Below are 17,872 nucleotides of genomic sequence, written 5' to 3'. Positions count from 1 at the left end.
TAAGCAGACTAAAAGCGAGGCAAGCATGGGCGTAGCGGGTGATGTCGGTATTGACAAGGATCAATGGGCGCAGCGCGTGCAGCAGCGAGGTTGGCTGTGGAACTGCGCACCCATCACCCCTGCTGCGACCTTGATCCTGGCGCATGGCGCAGGCGCGCCGATGGACAGCGTGTGGATGAGCGAAATGGCTGAACGCCTTGCTGCTCGCGGGGTCAGCGTCCTGCGCTTCGAGTTCCCGTACATGGCTCAGCGCAGGCTTGATGGTGGCAAAAGGCCTCCCAATCAGCAGGTCAAACTGCTTGAGTGCTGGAGCGAGGTGTATGAAGAGGTGCGACGGCATGTCGCTGGGCCATTGGCCATTGGCGGCAAATCCATGGGTGGGCGCATGGCCAGTTTGCTGGCGGATGCGCTACACGCAGATGGCTTGGTGTGTTTGGGCTATCCGTTCTATGCCGTGGGTAAACCCGAGAAGCCTCGTGTGGCGCATCTGGCCGATATAAACACCCCGACGTTGATCGTGCAGGGTGAACGGGATGCGTTGGGCAACCGTGAAGCCGTGGAGGCTTACACACTGTCACCGCGCATTGACGTGATGTGGTTGGTGGCGGGCGATCACGACCTCAAGCCGCTCAAGGCCTCGGGCTTCACCCATGAGCAGCACCTGGATGCGGCTGCGGATCATATTGCGAGCTGGTTGCGCAGCCATATTTGATACAACAGCAATAAATCATGCGTAGGCGCTCGAACGATGTGAACGCAAAACCTGTAGTCGCTGACGAATAGTGCGAGGCTGCGTCCGGTTGCGCAGCAATCGTAAAACCGACCACTGCGCAGTGTCTGACACTCGGGGGTGAAGGGCTTGCGACGGCTACGCCGCCGAGCGCAGCCTGCGGCAGCGGCTACAAGAGCGATAAATCATGCGCAGGCGCTCGAGCGCTGTGAACGCAAAACGTGTAGTCGTTGACGAGTCATGCGAGGCTGCGTTCGGTTGCGCAGCAATCGTAAAACCGACGCCTGCGCAGTGCCTGACGAGCGGTCTCAGGATCAGCGGTTAAACCGCTCCACCAACGAATACTGCACATTGACGGTCTGGGTCAGTTCTTCACTCAGTTGTGCCGAGCGTTGGGCCTGATCGGAGGTTTGGTCAGCCAGGTCAGCAATGGTGCTGATGTTGCGGCTGATCTCTTCGGCGACCGAACTTTGTTCTTCGGTCGCGGCCGCGATTTGCGTGGTCATGTCGGTGATGTTGGCCACGGCTTCGCTAATGCCCACTAACGCCTCGTCAGCTTCCAGTACCCGCGCCACGCCTTCTTCAGCCTGACGGTGCCCGGCGTCCATGGTTTGCACGGCGCTGGCGGCGGTCTGTTGCAGCTTGGCGATCAGGCTGTGAATTTGCCCGGTCGAGGTGCTGGTGCGTTGCGCCAGTTGGCGGACTTCATCGGCGACCACCGCAAAGCCACGGCCCATCTCACCCGCCCGGGCGGCTTCGATGGCGGCGTTCAGCGCCAGCAGGTTGGTCTGGTCGGCAATGCCTTTGATCACATCGACGACGCCGCCGATTTCGTCACTGTCTTTGGCCAGTTGCGTCACCGTGGCACCGGTCTCACCGACCACCACCGACAAGCGCTCGATGGCTTCGCGGGTTTCACCGGCAATGTCACGGCCGCGGCGGGTCAGGCGATTGGCTTCCTGGGTGGCGTCAGCGGTGCGTTGTACGTGGCTGGCGACTTCTTGCGTGGTCGCCGCCATTTGGTTGACGGCCGTGGCCACTTGCTCGGTTTCCATACGTTGACGTTCAAGCCCGGTGGAGCTTTGGTGCGCCAGCGCGTCAGATTGACGAGCCTGGTCGCTCAAGTGCTCGGCGGTGTCTTGCAGGCGTGTCAGGCAGGTTTTGAGGCGCGCTTCCTGGCTCAGAATGGACATTTCCAGACGCGCTTGCGGGCCACGGCTGTCGGTGTACATCTGCGCGATCAGCGGGTCAGACGTGGTTTGCTCGGCCAAACGCAGCAAGCGCTTGATACCGCGCTGCTGCCAGGTCAGGCCCAGCAGGCCCAGCGGAATCGACAACACGGCGGCCAGGGCAAAACCCCAACTGGAGGTGAGCAGGGCGCCGATCATGAAGCTCAACTGGCTAACCAGAATAAACGGCAGCCAGTCTTGCAAGACCGGCAGCCACTTGTCGCGCTGCGGGATGGCCGCTTTGCCACGATTGATTCGCGAGTACAGGGCTTCGGCCCGACGCACTTGTTCGGCGGTCGGTTTGACGCGTACCGACTCGTAGCCCACCACGCGTTCGCCGTCGAACACCGGCGTTACGTAGGCGTTAACCCAGTAGTGGTCGCCCGTCTTGCAGCGGTTTTTGACGATGCCCATCCACGGCAAACCCTTTTTCAGGGTGGTCCACATGTGGTCGAAGACCGCAGGCGGCACGTCGGGATGGCGCACAAGGTTGTGCGGAGCGCGCATCAGCTCTTCACGCGAAAACCCGCTGATCTCGACAAAGGCGTCGTTGCAATAGGTAATGACGCCTTTGGCATCGGTCGTTGAAATCAACCGTTGTTGAGCGGGGAATGTGCGTTCGCGTTGAGTGATGGGCTGGTTATTACGCATGTCGTTTCAATCCGCAAGGCTTTGACAGGGTGTCGGCCCATGGGGGGAATTGTTTAATTAATATTTCAGTCGCGGGGCGCTGTCATAGCGCCACTACGAGGGCCGGTTGACGCCTATGGCATCAGCATCGGGTAGGTGAAAAAAACAAAGTGCAGCACGTTGAGCCCCAAATGGGTGGCGATCGCCGCACCGAGCCCCCCAAAACGGTAGGCCAAACCATAGCCGACACCCGCGATTCCCGCCAACAGCATCCACTGCCAGCCTGCGGCAATATGTGCCAGGCCAAATAGTGCGCTGGCGATCAAGAGCGCCAGTGCTTGCCCATAAGGCACCTGTTTGAGCCAGCGACTCAGGCCGCCTTGTATATAGCCACGAAACAACACCTCTTCGACCAGCGTGACCAGCAGCAGGTTATTCAATAACCACAGCCAGCCTTGAGGCGGCCATTTTGGCGCCCAGTTGATCATGCCCAGTAACAGCGCAGCGCCCAGTGCGCCGGTGACTGCCAGTGCAAGCCCCATCAGGGTTGCGCCGAGGGAGGCACGCCAGTTGAGGCGCGTGGCAATCCACGGGCACACCAGCAGCAGCCAAAAGCCGATTAGGGGTTTGTCGAGGTTGAGGTACATCGAGAACGGTACGGCATCAGGGGTCAGCCGTTGAGGGGCGATGGCGCGGCCATTATGGAACCCCGGCAGCCAGTGCATGGCCAGGGCCAGCGCTACCAATACGAACAGCCCGTGCCCTGCATAACGCAGGTAACGGTGCCGGGTTTGCAGTGCTGCAAGCCCGCTAATGATCAGTAATGAGCCTGCGCCCGCAGCTTGCAGACCCCATTGGCCGTAGCTCAAGGCAAACCCGTATCCCAGCGTCAGAAGTGCCAGATAAGGCCATGGCAGAGCAATCATGAAAATCCTTTGAGTGGTCGAAAAAAAGACGCCCCGACACATGTTCGGGGCGCGCAATTATAACGATCACGCTGAGACGGATTTATCAAAAAACGTCGTAAGTGCCTTCCGGTTTTCAGGAAGCAATTAATTGACGCAGCACATAGTGCAAAATGCCTCCGGCCTTGAAGTACTCCACCTCATTGAGGGTGTCGATGCGGCACAACACCTCAACCTGCTCTTTGTTGCCGTTTTCACGGGTAATCACCAGCGTCAGGTTCATGCGCGGCTGCAACTCGGCGCCGCTCAGGCCCAGAATGTCCAGGGTTTCCTTGCCGGTCAGGTTCAGGCTTTTGCGATTTTGATCAAGCTTGAACTGCAAGGGCAACACGCCCATGCCCACCAGATTGGAGCGGTGAATACGTTCAAAACTTTCGGCAATCACGGCTTTGACGCCCAGCAGGTTGGTGCCTTTGGCGGCCCAGTCGCGGCTGGAGCCGGTGCCATATTCCTGACCGGCAATCACCACCAGCGGCGTGCCCGAGGCCTGATAGCGCATGGCCGCATCATAGATCGACAGCTTTTCGCCGGTCGGGATATAAATCGTGTTGCCGCCTTCTTCACCGCCAAGCATTTCGTTACGAATGCGGATGTTGGCAAAGGTGCCGCGCATCATCACTTCATGGTTGCCACGGCGCGAACCGTAAGAGTTGAAGTCTCGGGGTTCGACGCCTTTTTCGCGCAGGTAATGCCCGGCGGGGCTGTCGGCCTTGATATTGCCGGCCGGGGAGATGTGGTCAGTGGTCACCGAATCGCCGAGCAATGCCAGCACCCGAGCACCTTCAACGTCCTTGATCACCGGCAAGGGTCCGCTGATGTCATCGAAGAACGGCGGGTGCTGAATGTAGGTCGAGTCCGCCTGCCACACGTAAGTGGCCGCCTGTGGCACTTCGATGGCTTGCCATTGCTCATCGCCCGCAAACACTTCGGCGTATTCCTTGTGGAACATGGCGGTACTGACCTTAGCCACGGCGTCGGCGATTTCTTTTTGGCTGGGCCAGATATCGCGCAGGTACACCGGCTGGCCGTCTTTGCCAATGCCCAGCGGTTCACTGCTGATGTCCGTGCGCACGCTGCCCGCCAGGGCGTAAGCAACCACCAGCGGCGGGGAGGCCAGCCAGTTGGTTTTGACCAGCGGGTGAACCCGTCCTTCAAAGTTCCGGTTGCCGGACAGCACAGAGGCCACGGTCAAATCGTTTTGGGTGATGGCTTTTTCAATGGGTTCAGGCAACGGGCCGGAGTTGCCAATACAGGTGGTACAGCCGTAACCCACCAGCGAAAAACCCAGTTGATCCAGATAAGGCGTCAGGCCCGCCGCCTTGTAGTAGTCGGTGACGACTTTGGAGCCGGGTGCGAGGGAGGTTTTGACCCAAGGTTGAGTCATCAGGCCTTTTTCGACCGCCTTTTTGGCCACCAGGCCCGCTGCCATCATCACGCTCGGGTTGGAGGTATTGGTGCACGAGGTAATCGCAGCAATCACCACGGCGCCGTTTTTCAGGCGATAGGTTTTACCTTCCCAGTCGTAATCGGCTTCACCCACCAAGTCGGCATTGCCCACGGCGACACCGCCACCGCCTTCACTTTCCAGACGGCCTTCTTCTTTATTGGTGGGTTTGAATTGCAGGCTCAGAAAATCACTAAACGCTTGGCCCACGTTGGGCAGCGAAACGCGGTCTTGTGGGCGTTTCGGCCCGGCCAGGCTGGCCTCGACGGTGGCCATGTCCAGCGCCAATGTGTCGGTGAACACCGGTTCCTGACCCGGTTCACGCCACAGGCCCTGCGCCTTGCAATAGGCTTCGACCAGTTTCACAGTGGCGTCGGGGCGTCCGGACAGGCGCAGGTAGTCCAGAGTGATTTGATCCACCGGGAAAAAGCCGCAGGTCGCACCGTATTCGGGTGCCATGTTGGCCAGCGTCGCACGGTCGGCCAGCGGTAAATCCGCGAGACCATCGCCATAAAACTCAACAAACTTGCCGACCACGCCTTTGCTGCGCAGCATTTGCGTCACCGTCAGCACCAGGTCGGTGGCAGTGATGCCTTCTTTGAGTTTGCCACTGAGCTTGAAGCCCACGACTTCCGGGATCAGCATCGACACGGGTTGGCCGAGCATCGCCGCTTCAGCCTCGATACCGCCTACGCCCCAGCCCAGTACGCCCAGGCCGTTGATCATGGTGGTGTGGGAATCGGTGCCTACCAGCGTGTCAGGAAAGGCATAGGTACGGCCGTCTTCGTCTTTGGTCCAGACCGTTCGCCCCAGGTACTCCAGGTTCACCTGATGGCAAATCCCGGTGCCCGGTGGCACGACGCTGAAGTTGTCGAACGCGTTTTGGCCCCAGCGCAGGAACGCATAACGTTCGCCGTTACGCTCCATTTCAATGTCAACGTTCTGTTCAAAGGCGCTGGGGCTGGCAAATTTGTCGACCATCACGGAGTGGTCGATCACCAGGTCCACTGGCGACAGCGGGTTGATGCGCTGCGGGTCGCCACCGGCCTTGGCCATCGCGGCACGCATGGCCGCCAGATCGACCACGGCGGGCACCCCGGTGAAGTCCTGCATCAGTACGCGTGCCGGGCGATATTGGATTTCGCGATCCGAGCGACGCTCCTTAAGCCACGCCGCCAGGGACTTGAGGTCGGTTTCAGTGACGGTCTTGTTGTCTTGCCAACGCAGCAGGTTCTCCAGCAGCACCTTGAGTGACATCGGCAAGCGACTGAGATCGCCGAGTGTTTTGGCGGCCAGCGGGAGGCTGAAGTAGTGATAAGTCTTATCGTCGACTTTTAATGTACTGAGGGTGTTCAGGCTATCGAGGGAGGACATGAAATGACTCCTTTAGACCCGCACGGTACGGGTCGTGTGGAACAAACTGAGCTTCTAACCTAGCTCTGATTCATCAAACTGGCTAATAACTGGACTGTCTATGCAGGTTCAAGGTTCCAATCTCAGTTATCATGCCGGCCTTTTTGTGACAGTCCTTGCGCCAAAGCAAGGATGTGCAGCGGGCTAATCCTCGCGCGCTGCTCAGGAGTGATTCAATGAACACCGTTTTTATGCACTGCCGCCCAGGTTTTGAAGGTGAGGTCTGCTCGGAAATCGCCGAGCATGCCGCGCGCCTCAATGTGTCCGGTTACGCCAAAGCCAAACCTGCCAGTGCCTGCGCCGAATTTGTGTGCACCGAAGCGGGCGGCGCTGAACGCCTGATGCGCGGTTTGCGTTTCGCCGAACTGATTTTTCCGCGGCAGTGGGCGCGGGGTGAATTTATTGAGTTGCCCGAAACCGACCGTATCAGTGTGATCCTTGAACACATGGCCGATTTTGCGGTGTGTGGCAGCCTGTGGCTGGAAATGGTCGATACCAATGACGGCAAAGAGCTGTCCAACTTCTGTAAAAAGTTTGACGCTCACCTGCGCAAGGCGCTGATCAAGGCCGGCAAGCTGGTGGAAGACGATGACAGCAAACCGCGTTTGCTGTTGACGGTTAAAAGTGGTCGCGAGCTGTTCCTTGGGCTGGCCGAGTCTGGCAACAGTGCGATGTGGCCAATGGGCATCCCGCGCTTGAAGTTCCCGCGTGAGGCGCCAAGTCGCTCGACCTTGAAGCTTGAAGAAGCCTGGCACCACTTCATCCCCCGTGAGCAGTGGGACGATCGTCTGCACAGCGACATGACCGGGGTTGACCTGGGCGCCGCGCCGGGCGGTTGGACCTGGCAGTTGGTCAACCGTGGCATGCTGGTGACGGCCATCGACAACGGCCCGATGGCCGAGAGCTTGATGGACACGGGGCTGGTGCAGCATTTGATGGCTGACGGTTTTACCTTCAAGCCTAAACAGCCGGTGGACTGGATGGTCTGCGACATCGTCGAAAAGCCTGCGCGCAATGCGGCGATGCTCGAAGAGTGGATTGGCGACGGTCACTGCCGTGAAGCGGTGGTCAACCTCAAGTTGCCCATGAAGCAGCGCTATGCCGAAGTGCGCCGTTTGCTCGATCGCATCGCCGATGGCTTCAAGGCGCGTGGCATCACGGTCGAAATTGGCTGCAAGCAGCTGTACCACGACCGCGAAGAAGTGACCTGCCACTTGCGTCGACTGGACGTGAAAAAACCTAAATCCCGTTGATTAAGGAGTGACTGATGAGTAGCGCTGACCTGCCGGTTGACGGCACGCTGGATGCCAGCGGCCTTAACTGTCCGGAGCCGGTGATGATGTTGCATCAACACATCCGCGACCTGGTGCCGGGTGGTGTGTTGAAAGTGATCGCCACCGACCCTTCGACAAAACGCGACATCCCCAAGTTTTGTGTGTTTTTGGATCACGAACTGGTGGAGCAAAAAGAAGAGGCGGGCACGTACCTGTACTGGATCCGCAAAAAGCAGGGATAAAACCGACCGCCGCCTGCGCCAGCTACTACAGGGATCAAGACAAACCCCGTAGTCGCTGACGCAGGCGGCGCAAGGTTGCAACGCAAACCGTGTGTCCAACCAGGCTAGATGCGGGCCGCACGAATGCGTTTTTTGGCACTGCTCACCAGTCGCACGCTGAGCATCAACGCCGCGCAGGTCAGGCCGACAATCAAGCCTTGCCACAACCCGCTCGGGCCGCTGGGTTCGCCCAACCAGTCGGTCAGGCCCAGCGCATAGCCCACGGGCAAGCCCACACCCCAGTACGCGAACAAGGTCATGATCATCGTCACCCGCGTGTCTTGATACCCGCGCAGGGCACCGGCTGCGGTCACTTGAATGACGTCCGAAAACTGATACAGCGCTGCGAACACCAGCAGCAGGGTAGCCACTTCAAGCACCATTGGATCGGCGGTGTAGATACTGGCAATCGGTCCGCGCAGCAGCAGAATCAAACTGGCCGAAATACACGCCCACACCAGTGCGGTGCCCATGCCTACGCCTGCGACAAAGCGGGCTTCACGCGGTTGCTCACGGCCCAGCGCCTGACCCACGCGCACGGTGATCGCCATCCCCAATGAATACGGGATCATGAACACCAGCGAGCTGAAGTTAAGGGCAATTTGATGGCCAGAAACCACGGTTGCGCCCAGGCTGCCAATCAACAACGCAATCACCGCAAAAATGCTCGACTCGGCAAACACGGCGATACCAATGGGCAGGCCGACGCTGAGCAAGCGTTTGAGAATGGGCCACTGGGGCCATTCGAAATGGCTGTACACCTGGCTCGTTTGATAGATCGCGCCACGGTACGTCCACACCACCATACCCAACGCCATAAACCACATCACAATGGCCGTCGCCCAGCCGCAACCGACGCCGCCCATGGCCGGTACGCCCAAATGGCCATAGATGAACACGTAGTTGAGAGGGATGTTCAGCGCCAGCGCACACAGGCCCAGCACCATGCTCGGGCGGGTTTTACCCAGCCCGTCACTGAACCCGCGCAGCACGCAGTAAATCGCCACGGCGGGCATGCCGCTGGCAATCCCGTGCAAATAGCCCATGCACGGTTCAATCAAGTCAGGCGCGACCTTCATCCAGTGCAGCAAGGGTTCGGCCGCGATCAGAATCAAGGCGGCGCAGACGCCGGTTATCAAGGCCAGCCACAGGGCCTGGCGCACGATAGGACCGATTTCACGGTGGTTGTTGGCGCCGAAACGCTGAGCGACTTTGGGCGTGGTGGCCAGCAAAATGCCAGACATCAGCAGAAATACCGGCACCCACACCGAGTTGCCCAGCGCCACGGCCGCCAGATCGCGCGGGCCGACTCGCCCAGCCATGACCGCATCGACAAACCCCATCGCCGTGGTGGCCACCTGAGAAATGATGATCGGAAACGCCAGCGCCATCAGCGCGCGTACTTCGGTACGTACCCGTGCAGGGCGGCTGATGCGAGTGGCACAAATATCAGGAGAAACAGAATTCACAAGCGTGCATCCACAGTGTTTAACGCGCAAAGGCGGGGATTGTACGCGCCCCTAACCGCCGAGTTGTAGCAGCTTTGTAAGCAGGCTGAAGAAACTCGCGCGACACCTCACTGGCCCATTGTGTACAACAACGCCTACACTGCTGCTCCGCCAAAGGAGCCTGCCATGTTGATTGTTGCTGATGAAAATATTCCGCTGATCGAACCGTTCTTTGCCTCATTCGGTGAAATCCGCCGTTTGCCGGGGCGTCAAATCACCCGTGCCGACGTGCATGATGCCGATGTGTTGCTGGTGCGTTCAGTGACGCGCGTCGACCGCGAGCTGCTGGAAGGCAGTGCGGTGAGATTTGTCGGCACGTGCACCATTGGCACCGATCACTTGGCGCTGGACTACTTCGAACAAGCCGGTATTCAGTGGGCCAGCGCGCCGGGCTGCAATGCGCGCGGGGTCGTGGACTACGTGCTGGGCAGTTTGTTGACGCTGGCGGAGATCGAAGGCGTAGACCTCAAGCAGCGTACCTATGGCGTGATCGGTGCGGGTGAGGTCGGTGGGCGGCTGGTCAACGTGCTGCGCGCACTTGGCTGGAACGTCAAAGTGTGCGACCCGCTGCGTCAGGCAGCAGAAGGCGGCGATTACGTCACCCTCGAGCAGATCATCGAGCAGTGCGACGTGCTCAGCCTGCACACCCCGCTGATCAAATCCGGCAATGATGCGACCTGGCACTTGCTCAACGCGCAACGCTTGAACCAACTCAAGCCTGGTACCTGGCTGATTAATGCCAGCCGCGGACCGGTGGTCGATAATGCAGCGCTGCGCCAGGTGTTGACCGAGCGTGAAGACCTGCAAGCCGTGCTGGATGTCTGGGAAGGTGAGCCGCAGGTGGATGTTGAATTGGCGGAGCTGTGCGTGTTGGCTACCCCGCACATCGCGGGTTACAGCCTGGACGGCAAGCAACGCGGCACGGCGCAGATTTATCAGGCGTTGTGTGATGCGTGGGGGCAAACACCTGAAGTCCACCTGGCTGACTTGCTGCCAGCACCGTGGTTGGCCAAGGTTGAACTCAGCGCCAACAGTGATCTGGACTGGGCATTGGCCATGTTGTGTCGGGGCGTGTATGACCCGCGTCGTGACGATGCTGAATTTCGCCGCAGTCTGGTCGGTACGGTTGAGCAACAAAAGCTGGCGTTCGATGCCTTGCGCAAGCATTACCCGGTGCGTCGCGAGATTGAAGGGCTGGCGGTACACATTGAAGGTGAAAACGAGGCGCTGACGTCGATGGTCACAGCGCTCGGGTGTGTAGTCGTTTAACCGTTCGCCTGAACAAGGTCCCTGTAGGCGCGAAGCAAGTTCGCGCCTACAGGTGGATGCGTGGTTAAACCGATGTCACCCAACGACGGCTGTCAATTCTCGTGCTTGGGCTGAACCAGGCGTTTATCCAGTTCGGCGCACGCGTGTTGAATCATTTCTTCAGTGATCGACACTTCATTGCCCTGCGCATCAATGATCGCGCACCCCAATGACTGGTCTGGCTGAGTCCGAATCACCGGTACTGCGTGTTGAGCGTTGTGTTGCAAGTCCATGGCCTGTCTCCTCATCAGGGTGTAGCGCTAATGTAGTTCCGTTTAATGACCAAGCAGTGACACCACTTGGCGGCCATTTACTCAAACAGAATTATCTTGAAACTACCAGCCTCGGTTTAGATCATTCAGGCCTACGGTTTGCTGCACCCGGTCATATTCAAAACGAGTGAGAAAGGTTTACAGGTCTTACAGAACATTCGTTGTAGGCTGTCAGCCTTTAATCGCTGTCCATTCTTTTGCTGATTTTTCGGATGCCCTTGATGCTTTCTTCCGTTCAACGCCGCGCCATTCGTTTGGCCACTCATTTTGTTGCGCCGTATCGCTGGCAAGCGCTAGGTGCATTACTGGCGCTGATTGTGACCGCCGGCATCACGCTGTCGATGGGGCAGGGTATTCGTTTGCTGGTGGACAAAGGTTTCATGACCCAGTCTGCGCATCTGCTTAACCAGTCCATCGGCTTGTTTATGCTGCTGGTGCTGGCATTGTCGGTGGGCACTTTTGTGCGCTTTTACCTGGTGTCGTGGATCGGGGAACGGGTGGTGGCCGATATCCGGCGCCAGGTGTTTAACCATCTGATCGACTTGCACCCAGGGTTCTATGAGAACAACCGCAGCTCGGAAATCCAGTCCCGGCTGACCGCGGACACCACGTTGCTGCAATCGGTGATTGGCTCTTCGTTGTCACTGTTCTTGCGCAACAGCCTGATGGTGATCGGCGGTATCGTGCTGCTGTTCGTGACCAACCCCAAACTCACCAGCATCGTGGTGGTGGCGTTGCCCCTGGTGCTGGCGCCGATTTTGATTTTCGGCCGACGGGTGCGGGGTTTGTCGCGTGAGAGCCAGGACCGGATTGCCGACGTAGGCAGTTACGTGTCCGAAGCGCTGGGGCAGATCAAAACCGTGCAGGCCTATAACCACCAACAGCAGGACCGTCAACGCTTTGCCCAAACGGTGGAGCAGGCCTTTGCCACCGCGCGCAAGCGTATTGCTCAGCGTGCCTGGCTGATAACGCTGGTGATCTTGCTGGTGCTGGGTGCTGTCGGGGTCATGTTGTGGGTGGGCGGCATGGACGTGATCGCAGGGCGTATCACGGGCGGTGAGCTGGCAGCGTTTGTGTTCTATAGCCTGATCGTAGGCAGCGCTTTTGGTACGTTAAGTGAAGTCATCGGTGAATTGCAGCGCGCAGCAGGCGCAGCCGAACGGATCGCAGAGCTGCTGCAATCCCAAAGCCTGATCGTGTCGCCCAGCCAGGGGGTGCAGGCTTTGCCTGAGCGGGTGGCAGGCAATCTTCAGCTTGATCGGCTGTATTTTTCCTACCCGTCACGGCCTGAACGCTACGCCCTTGAAGACCTCACGCTGACCATCCATGCAGGCGAGACATTGGCGCTGGTGGGGCCGTCTGGCGCGGGCAAATCCACGCTGTTTGATTTGCTGCTGCGCTTCTACGACCCGCAGCACGGTCAGATCCTGCTTGAAGGGCTGCCCATTTCGCAATTAGACCCGCAAGACCTGCGCCGCTGTTTTGCCCTGGTGTCCCAAAACCCGGCGCTGTTTTTCGGCACCGTGGAGGACAACATTCGGTACGGCAACCCTCAGGCCACTGACGCGCAAGTGGAGGCGGCCGCGCGCATTGCCCACGCGCATGAGTTCATTTTGCAAATGCCTCAGGGTTATCAGACTCATTTGGGCGATGGTGGGCTTGGGTTGTCGGGCGGCCAACGTCAGCGTTTGGCGATTGCCCGCGCCTTACTGGTGGATGCGCCGATCCTGTTGCTGGATGAAGCCACCAGCGCATTGGATGCTCAAAGCGAACACTTGATTCAACAAGCGTTGCCCAGCCTGATGTCGGGGCGCACTACGCTGGTGATCGCCCACCGTTTGGCCACGGTGCAAAATGCCGACCGCATTGCGGTCATGGATCACGGCAAGCTGGTGGCTATTGGCACCCATGCCGAACTGATCGCCAGCAACCCCCTGTATGCGCGGTTGGCGGCCTTGCAGTTCAATGGACGAGAGTGATTGCCTGAAGAGTGCGTTGTATGTGTAGCCGTTGACGAGTAACGCGAGGCGACGTCTTGCGCGTGCGCCTTGCGAGGTAGCTACACCCGGGGGGGTGTCTCAGCGGTATTCACACAGGTAAGCGGTTTCAACCGCGACCTTGAGCTGAAACTTGCTGTTGGCCGGTACGTTGAATTGGCTGGCGGTTTTAAAGGTTTGAAACGTGTCGCTGCCTGGCAGTTTGACGCTCAGTTCGCCCGAGACCACGTGCATGATTTCTCGCTCGGCCGTACCGAACTCGTATTCACCCGGGGCCATGACGCCAATGGTGGCTTTGCCTTCAGCTTGCGTGAAGGCAATCGACTTGACGGTGCCGTCGAAGTATTCGTTGACTTTAAACATGGCGATTCCTCGGGAAGGGCTAAAAATGGCTGGCCAGTATGCAGAAGCCGTTTTATCCCGTCACGCCCTTTTATAAGCGCTTATCTTCAAGAATCAGCGGCAATAAACGTGCGGTATTTCGCGCATCTTCCAGTGCCCGATGCTGCTGACCGTTAAATTGCATGCCCGCCAGTTGCAACGCACTGTTGAGGCCCAGCGGTCGCTTCAACTGACGGGCATGAGCAAATTGCTGCTTGAGGTTCAGGTGCGGCAGGTGTGCCAGCACACTGTTGAGCTGTTTTTGCTGCCACTCCTGCTCAAGTTGCAGGCGGTCATAATCGCCCCAGCTGGCCCAGGCCTCAAGCTTGGGCCCGTGTTGCCCAAGCCAGCGCTCAAACTGCTCCCAGACGAGGGGCAGCGGTGCCGCGCCATCAATGTTGGCTTGAGTGATGCGTGTTAATTGGCGACAGAAGGGCGTGAGCAAAGGGCGGCGTGCTGGGCGAATAAAACGCTGGAAATGATCCACCTCACGGCCAGCCCGCGTGACAACACTGGCACCGATTTCAATTACCTCCATTTCCTCCAGAGGCCAGCCGCCATCGTCGGTTGTGGCTTCCAGATCAATTACCAGCCAGTGAGGCATGTGCAGCTTCCTTTAACAGCATCCGCGTTGAGCAATGGAGCGTAGCTAAAGCGTTGACATCCGCCTAGGTTCTATTTTGTATGGGCCAGTCAAGCGCTTCCTTGGTAGGCTATACAGGCTTAAATTGCCAGCACGCCCGATCTCAGGTCGTGTGGCGATCAATAAGTTCCAGCCAAGGGCGTTTCCAGAGGTGTACGGTTTGAAGTGTTTGCCAGTCCGGATGGCTCATAGCGTGTTGCTGGCCCTTGGCATGATGTGCCTGACACCTGTGTGGGCGGCTCAGGAAATCAGGGTCGGCGCAGCTCATTTCCCCCCTTACACCGTGCGCCCTGAAAGCGGCGCCGACACCGGCTTGCTGCCGCAATTGCTGGAGGCGTTGAACCGCCTGCAAAGTGACTACCGTTTTGTACTGGTGCCCAGCTCCATTCCCCGTCGCTTCCGCGATTTCGAGCAAGGGCGGGTCGATGTCGTGATGTTCGAAAACCCGGCCTGGGGCTGGCAGGGCATTGCTTACAGCGCTGTCGACATGGGGCTGGAAGATGCCGAGGTGTTTGTCGCCAGGCGCCAGCCGCAACGCCAGCAACATTACTTCGACGACTTGAGCAACAAGCGGTTGGCGTTGTTCAGCGGTTATCACTACGCGTTTGCAGGGTTCGACTCTTCACCTAAATACCTGACGCAGACCTTCAACGCGGTGCTCACCTATTCCCATGAGAGCAATCTGCAGATGGTATTGCGCGCCAGGGTCGACATCGCCTTGATCACGCGCTCCAACCTGGCTGAGCTGCTCAGTCGCGATCCGCAGATCCAGCACAACATCCTGGTCTCGCAGCGGATCGACCAGATCTACCATCACTACGCGTTGTTGCGCCCGCAGGCGCCGATCAGCGGGCCACAATTTGCAGACCTGCTGCAAAAACTGCGGGACAACGGGCAAATGAACGCTATTTTTGCGCCGTTCAAAATTGCCCTGGTGCCGGTGCGCGCGGCATCGGCCCAAACCCTGCCCTAAATTCCAGCGAGCGGCTAACGTCAAACAGCCTGACTGTTGACGATAATCGTGAGCCCATACCATGACTTCTGTTTTAGCGCATCAACCCTGCTGGCGCGATTTGAGCGCCGACGTGACAGACACCCGCCTGACCCTTGCCCTCGGCCATGAGCCGTTGATCGACCTGCGACTTGAGCGCGGCGAAGGGCTGAATGTGTACCTGGCGGATCACCGTGCGGCGCCGTCACTCCAGGCCGTCTGGGCGGGGTGTTACTGGTTGTTGGCCAGTGATCCGCACTGCCAGCGACTGACCTGGCACCTCAGCCACCCACCCCATGAAGCACTGCTTGACGGTCTGCTTCTGGCCACTGACATCGCCGGTCAATACACCTGTTTGCGCAGCCTGTTTTGGCAGCGGCCTCAGCCGTGGCTGGGCGAAACAGTTGCGCCAGCGTATCCATTGCACATGGTCATCAGCGCAGGCAAACGTCACCCGCTGCGAGCGCCCAAACCGCAGGGTGAAGTGTATCGCCGGTTTGATTCACGGCTCGGTCAATGGATCTCCCTGCGCACGCTGAATATCGAGTTGGACCTTGAGCGTTTCAGCCGCTGGCAAAACACCCCGCGAGTCATGGACTTCTGGGAGGAGGGCGGCACGCTTGAGCGTCATCGCCAGTTTCTCGAAACCCTGGCCGCTGACCCGCATACCCTGACTTTGATCGGTTGTTTCGACGATCAGCCATTTGCGTACTTTGAGGCGTATTGGGCCAAGGAAGACCGCATCGCGCCGTTTTACGACGTGGATGATTTTGATCGCGGCATTCATATGCTGGTGGGGGAGCAGGCGCATCGTGGGCCGCACAAAGTGGCCAGTTGGCTGTCGGCGCTCACTCATTACCTGTTTTTGGCTGACCCGCGCACCCGGCGGGTGGTGGCAGAGCCGCGTGCCGATAACGCAAAAATGATCGGCTACATGCAGGCCCAGGGGTATCACTGCGAAAAAGAGTTCAACTTCCCGCACAAGCGCGCAGCGCTGATGATGCAAAGCCGCGAGCGGTTCTTTGACGGGTGCTCATTGCTCTGACCCGTGCTGACCTGTAGTCGCATGCCTCGACCGCGGCTACAGGATCGAGCGCAAGGCTCGGGCTTTAACGGCGTGCGAAGGTATCGCGCGGGGTGCCCGAGACCTTGCGGCAGTGAATCAGTGCATCGCGGATCATGAAGTTCACCAGCGTGGGGGACACGCCCAGCTCCTTGGCGATGTCTTTTTGCTGCACACCGTGCAACCGGTACATCTCGAACGCATAGCGCGTGCGGCTAGGCAGCTCGGTCAGCGCTTCGGCGATGTTTTCCAGGGTCGAGAAGTTGATGTGCGAGGTTTCGGGCGACGCGCCGTGGATGACCACATTCAAGCCTTCCTCTTCTGTACCGGAGTATTTCTGCTCCAGCGCCTGCTTGCGGTAATGATCGATCGCCAGATTGCGCACGATCTGAAACAGGTAACTCAACTGCGCCTTGAAGGAAGAGGTGATTTGCGGCGCTGACTGCAAACGGAAGAAGGCGTCTTGCACCACATCTTCAGCCCTGGAACGACAACCGGTAATGCGCGCGGCGATCTTGACCAGAATGAGCCTGTTTTCAACAAAGGCTTGAAGTAAGGGTGAATCGCACTTGCTTGTGAACACTTGTTCCGTCATGGAAATCACCTGCTGCAATTGAAAAAGTGTGGGCGGGTACACAAGGCGCCGCCTACACAGCTGGCAACAAATTAGGTTGAATGATAATGATTGTCAATTGAGAAAGAGAATTAATGATCGCAATTACAAAACTTTGAGAAACACCTCACATCACGCCGCATCCGCTCAAAACCGCTGTCTGGCGCCAGACTAATTATTTGCCGTGGCCAACCGTTCTCAATGGACAAAGGTCGGGCATCAATGCTGGCCGCGTAATGGCTCGGACAGGAGGGCGAGATGTTTTTTGATCGTGAACAGGGTGTGTTTCAGCCGGGTGACAGCGCGCACCGCCCGAGCATTGGCGCCTCATACCGCAGTGGCTGTTTGATATGAGCGACGAGATCAAACTGCGCTTGTTTTGCTTGCCGCATTCGGGCGCCAGTGCCATGTCGTACAGCCGCTGGCGCCGCTCATTACCTGCATGGCTGCACGTGCGTCCGCTGGAGCTGCCAGGGCGCGGCATGCGCATGGACGAACCGCTGCAATGCGATATCCAGCGTTTGGCCAGCCAGTTGGCGGATGAAATCAGCCTGGAACTGGACCGGCCTTATGCGTTGTTCGGCCATAGCCTGGGCGGGTTGCTGGCCTTTGAGCTGGTGCATGCCTTGCGCACACGCGGCGTGCCTGAACCGCTGGCGCTGTTTGCGTCAGCGACGGCGGGGCCTGCCCGGCGCGATGTGAGCGAATACACCGTGGCTAAAACCGATGCGCAACTGATCGCCCGTTTACGTGAGTTGAAAGGCACTGACGAAGCGGTGCTGGGCAATGGCGAATTGATGCAATTGATGCTGCCCATCATGCGTGCGGACTTTCTGTTGTGCGGCAGTTTCGTCCACGGTCAACGACCCGCCCTGGCGCTGCCGATCCACGTCTTCGGCGGCAAGCAGGACAGCGTACGTGCCGAACAATTGCTCGATTGGCAGGCCGACACCAGCAGCGTCTTTTCCCTCGACATGTTTGAGGGGCACCACTTCTTTCTGGTCGAGCAAGAGCAGCCCTTGCTGCGCTGCGTGCGCCGTTATCTCGAAGAGCATCTGGCCCGCTGGCGCAATCACCAGGCCCGGCAGTTGGCCGGGGCGAGCGTGTAAAGCGCAGCCCCGGCGCCTCGT

General features: G+C 58.8%; 16 protein-coding genes. 8 read left to right on the top strand and 8 right to left on the bottom strand.

From position 1 onward, the window contains the following. The first annotated feature begins 25 nt into the window (after nt 1-25). Nucleotides 26-712 carry an alpha/beta family hydrolase gene (locus GYN01_RS01725; RefSeq protein WP_203306503.1) on the top strand — a complete coding sequence of 229 codons (687 nt, stop codon included), beginning with the start codon at nt 26-28 and terminating at the stop codon, nt 710-712. A 332-nt stretch (nt 713-1,044) separates the two neighbouring features. On the opposite strand, the gene GYN01_RS01720 is transcribed toward GYN01_RS01725, so the two are convergent. From GYN01_RS01720 to acnA, 3 genes are all read right to left on the bottom strand, one after another. Then, on the bottom strand, nt 1,045-2,610 hold the full coding sequence (locus GYN01_RS01720; RefSeq protein WP_048365643.1) for a methyl-accepting chemotaxis protein: 1,566 nt from the start codon (nt 2,608-2,610) through the stop codon (nt 1,045-1,047). Between the two features lie 113 nt (nt 2,611-2,723). Beyond that, nucleotides 2,724-3,515 carry a CPBP family intramembrane glutamic endopeptidase gene (locus GYN01_RS01715; RefSeq protein ID WP_048365644.1) on the bottom strand — a complete coding sequence of 264 codons (792 nt, stop codon included), beginning with the start codon at nt 3,513-3,515 and terminating at the stop codon, nt 2,724-2,726. 115 nt (nt 3,516-3,630) lie between these two features. Beyond that, on the bottom strand, nt 3,631-6,372 hold the full coding sequence (acnA, locus tag GYN01_RS01710; RefSeq protein ID WP_048399157.1) for an aconitate hydratase AcnA: 2,742 nt from the start codon (nt 6,370-6,372) through the stop codon (nt 3,631-3,633). A 215-nt stretch (nt 6,373-6,587) separates the two neighbouring features. On the opposite strand from acnA, the gene rlmM reads away from it, so the two are divergent. Continuing rightward, on the top strand, nt 6,588-7,664 hold the full coding sequence (gene rlmM, locus GYN01_RS01705) for a 23S rRNA (cytidine(2498)-2'-O)-methyltransferase RlmM (RefSeq protein ID WP_048365646.1): 1,077 nt from the start codon (nt 6,588-6,590) through the stop codon (nt 7,662-7,664). A 14-nt stretch (nt 7,665-7,678) separates the two neighbouring features. After that, nucleotides 7,679-7,927 carry a sulfurtransferase TusA gene (tusA, locus tag GYN01_RS01700; protein ID WP_048365647.1) on the top strand — a complete coding sequence of 83 codons (249 nt, stop codon included), beginning with the start codon at nt 7,679-7,681 and terminating at the stop codon, nt 7,925-7,927. Between the two features lie 104 nt (nt 7,928-8,031). Here tusA and GYN01_RS01695 read toward each other — a convergent pair whose 3' ends face one another. Continuing rightward, nucleotides 8,032-9,435 carry an MATE family efflux transporter gene (locus GYN01_RS01695; RefSeq protein WP_048399158.1) on the bottom strand — a complete coding sequence of 468 codons (1,404 nt, stop codon included), beginning with the start codon at nt 9,433-9,435 and terminating at the stop codon, nt 8,032-8,034. 165 nt (nt 9,436-9,600) lie between these two features. Here GYN01_RS01695 and pdxB point away from each other — a divergent pair, with 165 nt between their 5' ends. Further along, a complete protein-coding gene (gene pdxB, locus GYN01_RS01690; RefSeq protein ID WP_203306502.1) occupies nt 9,601-10,743 on the top strand; it encodes a 4-phosphoerythronate dehydrogenase PdxB in 1,143 nt (380 codons plus the stop codon). A gap of 92 nt (nt 10,744-10,835) precedes the next feature. On the opposite strand, the gene GYN01_RS01685 is transcribed toward pdxB, so the two are convergent. Continuing rightward, nucleotides 10,836-11,015 carry a PA1571 family protein gene (locus GYN01_RS01685; RefSeq protein ID WP_048365650.1) on the bottom strand — a complete coding sequence of 60 codons (180 nt, stop codon included), beginning with the start codon at nt 11,013-11,015 and terminating at the stop codon, nt 10,836-10,838. Nucleotides 11,016-11,266: 251 nt separating this feature from the next. Between GYN01_RS01685 and GYN01_RS01680 the strand changes: the two genes are divergently transcribed. Beyond that, entirely contained in the window at nt 11,267-13,033 is a 1,767-nt protein-coding gene (locus GYN01_RS01680; protein WP_203306501.1) for an ABC transporter transmembrane domain-containing protein, read from the top strand. Between the two features lie 99 nt (nt 13,034-13,132). On the opposite strand, the gene ppnP is transcribed toward GYN01_RS01680, so the two are convergent. Further along, on the bottom strand, nt 13,133-13,414 hold the full coding sequence (ppnP, locus tag GYN01_RS01675; protein WP_048365652.1) for a pyrimidine/purine nucleoside phosphorylase: 282 nt from the start codon (nt 13,412-13,414) through the stop codon (nt 13,133-13,135). Nucleotides 13,415-13,484: 70 nt separating this feature from the next. Further along, nucleotides 13,485-14,036, bottom strand: coding sequence for a 3'-5' exonuclease (locus tag GYN01_RS01670; RefSeq protein WP_048365653.1), 552 nt, complete (start codon nt 14,034-14,036; stop codon nt 13,485-13,487). A gap of 220 nt (nt 14,037-14,256) precedes the next feature. Here GYN01_RS01670 and GYN01_RS01665 point away from each other — a divergent pair, with 220 nt between their 5' ends. After that, nucleotides 14,257-15,048 (top strand): substrate-binding periplasmic protein, encoded by a 792-nt coding sequence (locus GYN01_RS01665; protein WP_203306784.1) that lies wholly within the window; start codon nt 14,257-14,259, stop codon nt 15,046-15,048. A gap of 61 nt (nt 15,049-15,109) precedes the next feature. Beyond that, nucleotides 15,110-16,111, top strand: coding sequence for a GNAT family N-acetyltransferase (locus tag GYN01_RS01660; protein WP_203306500.1), 1,002 nt, complete (start codon nt 15,110-15,112; stop codon nt 16,109-16,111). Between the two features lie 64 nt (nt 16,112-16,175). Here GYN01_RS01660 and GYN01_RS01655 read toward each other — a convergent pair whose 3' ends face one another. Beyond that, on the bottom strand, nt 16,176-16,724 hold the full coding sequence (locus tag GYN01_RS01655) for an RNA polymerase factor sigma-70 (RefSeq protein WP_048365720.1): 549 nt from the start codon (nt 16,722-16,724) through the stop codon (nt 16,176-16,178). Nucleotides 16,725-17,092: 368 nt separating this feature from the next. Between GYN01_RS01655 and GYN01_RS01650 the strand changes: the two genes are divergently transcribed. Continuing rightward, on the top strand, nt 17,093-17,851 hold the full coding sequence (locus GYN01_RS01650; RefSeq protein WP_048365656.1) for a thioesterase II family protein: 759 nt from the start codon (nt 17,093-17,095) through the stop codon (nt 17,849-17,851). Nucleotides 17,852-17,872 lie beyond the last annotated feature (21 nt).

Source organism: Pseudomonas weihenstephanensis (assembly GCF_016812185.1).
GTDB lineage: Bacteria > Pseudomonadota > Gammaproteobacteria > Pseudomonadales > Pseudomonadaceae > Aquipseudomonas > Aquipseudomonas weihenstephanensis.
This window is presented reverse-complemented; position numbering and strand designations above follow the sequence as displayed.